This window comes from Pseudomonas sp. CG7 (assembly GCF_023701885.1).
GTDB classification, from domain to species: Bacteria; Pseudomonadota; Gammaproteobacteria; order Pseudomonadales; family Pseudomonadaceae; genus Aquipseudomonas; species Aquipseudomonas zanjanensis.
The window spans coordinates 92,194-98,761 of sequence record NZ_JABAEE010000016.1 but is presented as its reverse complement, the minus strand read 5'-3'; the positions used below and the strand labels follow the sequence as shown (position 1 = coordinate 98,761).

At 61.1% G+C, this 6,568-nt stretch carries 4 protein-coding genes and 1 pseudogene; 1 reads left to right on the top strand and 4 read right to left on the bottom strand.

The annotated features are described in order from the left end of the window. Positions 1-94: 94 nt before the first annotated feature. A complete protein-coding gene (gene aceK / locus HGO40_RS09570) occupies positions 95-1,816 on the bottom strand; it encodes a bifunctional isocitrate dehydrogenase kinase/phosphatase (RefSeq protein ID WP_250962787.1) in 1,722 nt (573 codons plus the stop codon). A gap of 130 nt (positions 1,817-1,946) precedes the next feature. Here aceK and HGO40_RS09565 point away from each other — a divergent pair, with 130 nt between their 5' ends. Next, the gene (locus tag HGO40_RS09565; RefSeq protein ID WP_250962786.1) at positions 1,947-2,855 is read left to right on the top strand and encodes a DMT family transporter; all 909 of its coding nucleotides are present in this window, start codon (positions 1,947-1,949) and stop codon (positions 2,853-2,855) included. A 120-nt stretch (positions 2,856-2,975) separates the two neighbouring features. On the opposite strand, the pseudogene HGO40_RS09560 reads toward HGO40_RS09565, so the two are convergent. The 3 genes and pseudogenes from HGO40_RS09560 to cysK form a co-directional block, all read right to left on the bottom strand. Further along, positions 2,976-3,839, bottom strand: a pseudogene (locus tag HGO40_RS09560) (DMT family transporter). 340 nt (positions 3,840-4,179) lie between these two features. Next, entirely contained in the window at positions 4,180-5,118 is a 939-nt protein-coding gene (locus tag HGO40_RS09555) for an aspartyl/asparaginyl beta-hydroxylase domain-containing protein (RefSeq protein ID WP_250962785.1), read from the bottom strand. A 361-nt stretch (positions 5,119-5,479) separates the two neighbouring features. Continuing rightward, positions 5,480-6,454, bottom strand: a complete 975-nt coding sequence (gene cysK, locus HGO40_RS09550) for a cysteine synthase A (RefSeq protein WP_250962784.1) — start codon at positions 6,452-6,454, stop codon at positions 5,480-5,482. Between the last annotated feature and the right edge of the window lie 114 nt (positions 6,455-6,568).

The following is a 6,568-nucleotide window of genomic DNA, read 5'->3' as shown; positions in this document are numbered from 1 at the left end:
GAGCACAGAGCACAGAGCACAAACTACAAGCCACAAGCCACAAGCCACAAGCCACAAGCCACAAGCCACAGTGGCTTCGTTTGCTCGCCTGGCGTTATTCGCTGTCCAGATCCTTGCGCCGATACGGGAACACATCGATCACCTTCCCCGCCCGGATTGCGTCCTGCAGGCCTTTCCAGTAGTCGGCGTTATACAACTCGCCGTGCAACTGGTCGAACAGCTTGCGCTGCCCGGCGTCGGCGAACAGGAACGGCGGGAACTCCTCCGGGAAGACGTCCAGCGGGCGGATGGAATACCTGGGCTCGGAAGCCATTTCGTCTTCCGGTGTACGGGGCAGGGGGATGTGGCGGAAGTTGGCTTCGGTGAGGAAGCAGATTTCATCGTAGTCGTAGAACACCACACGGCCGTGGCGGGTCACGCCGAAGTTCTTGAGCAGCATGTCGCCGGGGAAGATATTGGCCGCCGCCAGTTGCTTGATCGCCAGGCCATAGTCTTCCAGCGCCTCGCGCACCTGGTCCGGGTGGGCGTTTTCCAGATAGAGGTTCAGCGGCGTCATCCGGCGTTCGGTCCAGCAGTGGCGAATCAGCACCGTCTCGCCTTCCACCGACACCGTGGACGGCGCCACTTCCAACAGTTCCTCCAGGCAGGCCGGCTCGAATTTGCTCAGGGGAAAGCGGAAATCGGCGAACTCCTGGGTATCAGCCATGCGCCCGACCCGGTCGACGCTTTTCACCAGTCGGTATTTCTCGATCACCGTGGCCCGGTCGACGTTTTTCGACGGCGAGAAGCGGTCCTTGATGATCTTGAACACGGTGTTGAAGCCCGGCAGGGTGAACACGCTCATGACCATCCCGCGCACGCCCGGCGCCATGATGAACTGGTCGTCGGTGTTCGCCAGGTGATTGATCAGTGCCCGGTAGAACTCGGACTTGCCGTGCTTGTAGAAACCAATGGAGGTGTATAGCTCGGCGATGTGCTTGCCCGGCAGGATGCGCTTGAGGAAGCCGATGAATTCCGCCGGCACCGGCACGTCCACCATGAAGTACGAACGGGTGAACGAGAAGATGATCGACACCTGCGCCTCGTCGGTGATCAGCGCATCGATCTGGATACCCCGGCCCTCGCGGTGCAACAGCGGGATCACCAGCGGCCATTGGTCGTCGCGGGTGTAGATCCGGCCCACCAGGTAGGCGCCCTTGTTGCGATAGAGCACCGAGGAAAACAACTCCACCGTCAGCTCCGGGTCCTTGCAGACCCAGTCCGGCAGGTTCTCGCGCAACAGCGCTTCGAGGCGCTGCAGGTCCCCCGGCAAATCGGCGTAGTCCTCGCTGAAACGGTAATCGGCGAAGACGCTCTCCAGCATCCGGTCCAACTGGCCCGGGGGCTTGTAGGTGCGCGTCTGGGCGGCGCGGGCCCGGCGCAGGCTGGGCCGGGTGGTGTGGATGAACATGGTGCCGTCGCTGATCAGGTCGTGGCTGAACAGCCCGCAGAAGATCGAGTTGTACCAGGTTTCCGACAGCTCATCGTCGAAGCGCAGGTCGATCAGGCTGATGTAGGCACTTTTGACCAACGGCCAGCAGCCCACATCCATCAGGGCTTCCTCATCGAAGGCCTTGTGCAGCTTGGCGACGGTTTCGAAGACTTTTTCTTCATACAAGTTGATGCGCGCCGCCGAAGCCGCTTGGGCCTCCAGCCACTGGGCCTGCTCGAACCGGGCGCGAGCGCCATCGGTAATCTGCCGGAAATGCTCACGATAATCGTCGAAGCCGTCGAGGATCGTACGGGCGATTTCGATAGCGGGCCATGGCTGCGGCATAAGGTAAACCTCGGCGGGTCATGCTTGTTATTGGCGACTGAGCTTAGAGGCCAATCACGCGGCAACGCAACCATTGCCATCGGTATGCAAGGCGGCGACACTTGCCCCCCCATCAAGGAAGGAGTGGCTCGTGAACCTCGTCGATATCCTGCGTTTACTGTCATTGGCCGCCATCTGGGGCGCCAGTTTCCTGTTCATGCGCATTATCGCCCCCGTCATCGGCACGATTCCCACTGCCTTCTTCCGTGTGTCCATCGCCTTCGTCGGGCTGCTGGTGATCCTGGCCCTGATGCGCGTCGACTGGAATTTTCGCGGCAAGCTCAAAGTCGTGATGCTGCTGGGCCTGATCAACTCGGGCATTCCGGCCACGTTCTATTCGCTGGCGGCCCAGGTGCTGCCGGCCGGTTACTCGGCAATCTTCAATGCCACCACGCCGCTGATGGGGGTGTTGATCGGCGGTTTGTTCTTCAGCGAAAAACTCACCTTGGCCAAGGTCGGCGGGGTCTTCCTCGGTCTGCTCGGCGTGGGCATCCTGACCCGCGCCGGCCCGGTGGCGTTCGACCTGCAACTGTTGATGGGCGCCCTCGCCTGCCTGCTGGCCACGACCTGCTACGGCTTTGCCGGTTTCCTCACCCGGCGCTGGCTCGATCACCAAGGTGGCCTGGACAGCCGCCTTTCGGCCCTGGGCAGCATGTTCGGCGCCACGGTGTTCTTGCTGCCGCTGTTTGGCTACAGCGTCATCAGCCAACCGCCGGCCAGTTGGGGTGGCTGGAGTGTCTGGTTGTCACTGCTGGGCCTGGGCCTGGTGTGCACCGCGCTGGCGTACATCCTTTATTTCCGTCTGCTCAGTTCCATCGGCCCGGTCAAGTCCATGACCGTGACATTCCTGATCCCGCCGTTCGGTGTGTTGTGGGGGGCGTTGTTGCTGGATGAGCCGTTGGGGATGGCGCATTTGTATGGCGGGGTGTTGATTGCGGCGGCGTTGTGGTTGGTGCTCAAGCCTTCCGCCGCGAAACCGGCTGAGGTGTCTGCCCGATAACCCATCGGTGCCGCTGAAAATGCTATCGCGAGCAGGCTCGCTCCCACAGGGAATTGCGCTAACCCTGTGGGAGCGAGCCTGCTCGCGATGGCGGTAGTTCAGTCAGCGAGTAGCCAAAGCTCAGCGGCTCTTACGAAACACAAACACCAACCCCACGATGATCAGCACCATCCCCAGCAAGCTCAGCAACGCCAGCCGGCTGCCGAACACCAGCTAGTCCATGATCGCCGTCACCGCCGGCACCAGGTAGAACAGGCTGGTGACGTTCACCAGATTGCCCCGGGCAATCAAACGGTACAGCAGCAACGTCGCCAGCACCGACACCACCAGTCCCATCCACAATACCGGCACGAAGAACCCCGTGCTGTATTCAAAATGGAACGGCTGGAACGGCACGAAGACCGCGCACAGCACCAGCCCGGCCAGGTACTGCACCGGCAGCGTGCCCAGTGGGTTGTCGGTGATGCGCTTCTGCATGATGGAGCCGGCCGTCATGCTGACCAGTGCCAGCAACCCGCACAGCATCCCCGCCAGGGACATGCCGGCCAGGCCGATGCCCTGGTACACCACCATGACCAACCCGACCAAGCCCAACACCAGGCCGAACATCCGCGACCAGGAACGTTGTCGCTCCATGAGCACCACGGTCAGGATCGGTTGCACGCCCATCAAGGTCGCCATGACCCCAGGCGTGACACTCATTTGCAGCGCCAGCAGATAAAAAATCTGGTAGGCGCCCAGCAGCACCAGACCGGTGATCACCGCGTACAGCATCGGCTTGCCGGTCTTGGGCAACTTCAACTTGAGCAACGGAATCAACAGCACCAGCGCGAACAGCGCGATGGCAAAACGGATCAGCAGAAAAGCGAAGGGTGAAGCGTGGGCCAGGCCCAGCTTGGAAAAGATCGCCCCGCTGCTCCACAGCAAAACGAACAGGCTCGTGGAAGCCGCCGCCAACAAGGCGTTTTTGGAAAGGGAAAACATGGATACCACCTGTAGTCAGGCAAAAAGCCAACTCAGCCGAAGCTGAAGTCCAGTAGTTTTTTTCAGGCGGGCACAGGGGATGGCAACCGTTGCCGATCAGCCCTGAATGCCAGCGCCCGGCGGTGATACGACGGCGTACACCGATGAGCTACGGACAGGTGGGGGGTATTGACCGATCTGCGCAGGCTGCTGGTTCCCACACGGCACGACGCCAGCGTTGAACGCTGGAACCACGACCGCGATGACAGGGGATGCAGGCATGAGCCGATCTCTTGGAGAGTGGGTTCGAAAACCCGAAGAGCGCTGACTATAACCAGCGCCCGATGGACTACGCAATGTTTTAAACGAACAACCAATAGCCAAGCGCCGTCAGCACCGCCACCGCCAACACCGGCCGCATCACCCGGTAGGCCTTGGGATGCTTGCGTTTGAACTGCTTGACCCGGCCGCTGATGCCGTCGCTGAACGACTTGCTCCAGGCATAGGCCTGGTTGATGCCACCGACGTGTTCATCGTCCAGGTTCTGTGGCGCGGTGGCACGGCCGAGGAACGCGCTGATGGTGCGGTTGAGGCGGGTCATCAGCCGGCTTTTCAAGGGCCGCTCGACATCACAGAACAGGATCAGGCGGGTCTGCGGGGTTTCGTTCTTGACCCAGTGCACATAGGTTTCATCGAACATGACGTCTTCGCCGTCGCGCCAGGCATAGATCTGACCGTCGACGAAGATACGGCAGCTCTCGGAATTGGGGGTTGAGAGCCCCAGGTGATAACGCAACGAACCGGCGAAGGGGTCTCGATGAGGGTTCAGGTGGCTACCACCGGGCAGCAAGGCAAACATCGCGCCCCGGACGCTAGGGATCCGACTGACCAGTTCAACCGTCCTCGGGCACAGCAACTCAGCCGACGGCAGCGGGTTGTCGTACCACTTGAGGTAGAAGCGCTTCCAACCCTTCTTGAAGAACGAACCGAAGCCCGCATCGTTGTTCTTCTCGGCGGCTCGAATGTAGCCATCGTCGAACAAGTGCATGGCTTCGTCGCGGATGACTTGCCAGTTGTCCTTGAGCACATCCAGTTCGGGAAATTGGCTGCGATCCAGGTAAGGCCTCGAGGGCACGCCGGAGAACAGGTACATCAAGGCGTTATAGGGGGCGAACAGCGCCGAGTGGTTGACGAACTGACGCAACACCGGCAGCCGCGCCTTACCACGCAAATGCACATAAAGCGTACTGCCCAGGAACAGCAGCAACACCGAGGCCTTGGCGACAAACGAAACGGTCATTTTTTAAACTCCTTGTCCAAAAACAACTGACGCAACGCCTACTGCCCGACGTAGTCGGGGGCCATGTTAAATACCCATGGCCCGGGTAAAAACCGTCTGACGGAAGATTCTCTGTTGAGTGAAACGCAATAAACACTTTTTAACAGGCGCCACCTGAACCTTGGCTGACGCATCGAACAATCAGTCAACCTACCTGAGATCGCGAGTGCTCTTGTGGCGAGGGAGCTTGCTCCCGCTGGCGTGCGGAGCGCGCCCCCGGGATTTGGCGACCCGGGTTGAATCCGGGGCGCCTGCTGCGCAGTCGAGCGGGAGCAAGCTCCCTCGCCACACAAGCAGTGCTCGCCACCCATCCTGCCTGCGGTTACTGCTGAGTCTCCTGCTCGGTAAACAGATCGCTGAACAACATGCTCGACAAATACCGCTCGCCCGAATCCGGCAGGATCACGACGATGGTCTTGCCCTGCATTTCCGGTTTTTCCGCCAGGCGCACGGCCACGGCCATTGCCGCGCCGCAGGAGATCCCGCAGAGGATGCCCTCCTCCTGCATCAAGCGCAGGGCCATGGCCTTGGACTCGTCGTCAGTGACGCGCTCGACCAGGTCGACGATGGACAGATCGAGGTTCTTCGGCACGAACCCGGCGCCGATCCCCTGGATCTTGTGGGGGCTGGGCATGATTTCATCCCCCGCCATCGCCTGGGGGATCACCGGCGACACCTCGGGCTCGACCGCCACCGACAGGATCGGCTTGCCACAGGTGTTCTTGATATACCGCGAAACCCCGGTAATGGTTCCGCCGGTGCCCACGCCCGCGACCAGCACGTCCACGGCGCCGTCGGTGTCGTTCCAGATTTCCGGGCCGGTGGTTTTTTCGTGGATCGCCGGGTTCGCCGGGTTATCGAACTGCTGCGGCATGAAATATTTGGACGGATCGCTGGCCAGGATCTCGGCGGCTTTCTCGATGGCGCCCTTCATGCCCTTCGCCGGCTCGGTGAGCACCAACTCCGCGCCCAGGGCCTTGAGCACCTTGCGCCGCTCGATGCTCATGGAGGCCGGCATGGTCAGCATCAGCTTGTAGCCACGGGCGGCGGCGACGAACGCCAGGCCGATCCCGGTGTTGCCCGAGGTCGGTTCGACAATGGTCATGCCCGGCTTGAGCTTGCCCGAGCTTTCAGCGTCCCAGATCATGTTTGCGCCGATCCGGCACTTGACCGAATACCCTGGGTTACGCCCCTCGATCTTGGCCAGGATGGTCACGCCGCGCGGCGCAATGCGGTTGATCTGTACCAGTGGCGTATTGCCGATGGAATGGGCGTTGTCAGCGAATATGCGTCTCATGGCTGGGTCCTTGATGGGGCGGAATTGAAGCCTTTAAAGGTATGCCTGTTGCCCATGGGCGTCCAGTTGCACCGAACGTTCCCGTTGTTGCGACAGTCAATGGCATTAGGAGGC

Coding starts and splice junctions, on each gene's coding strand:
- cysK (WP_250962784.1), bottom strand. CDS start 6,454: ATGAGACGCATATTCGCTGACAACGCCCATTCCATCGGCAATACGCCA.
- HGO40_RS09555 (WP_250962785.1), bottom strand. CDS start 5,118: ATGACCGTTTCGTTTGTCGCCAAGGCCTCGGTGTTGCTGCTGTTCCTG.
- aceK (WP_250962787.1), bottom strand. CDS start 1,816: ATGCCGCAGCCATGGCCCGCTATCGAAATCGCCCGTACGATCCTCGAC.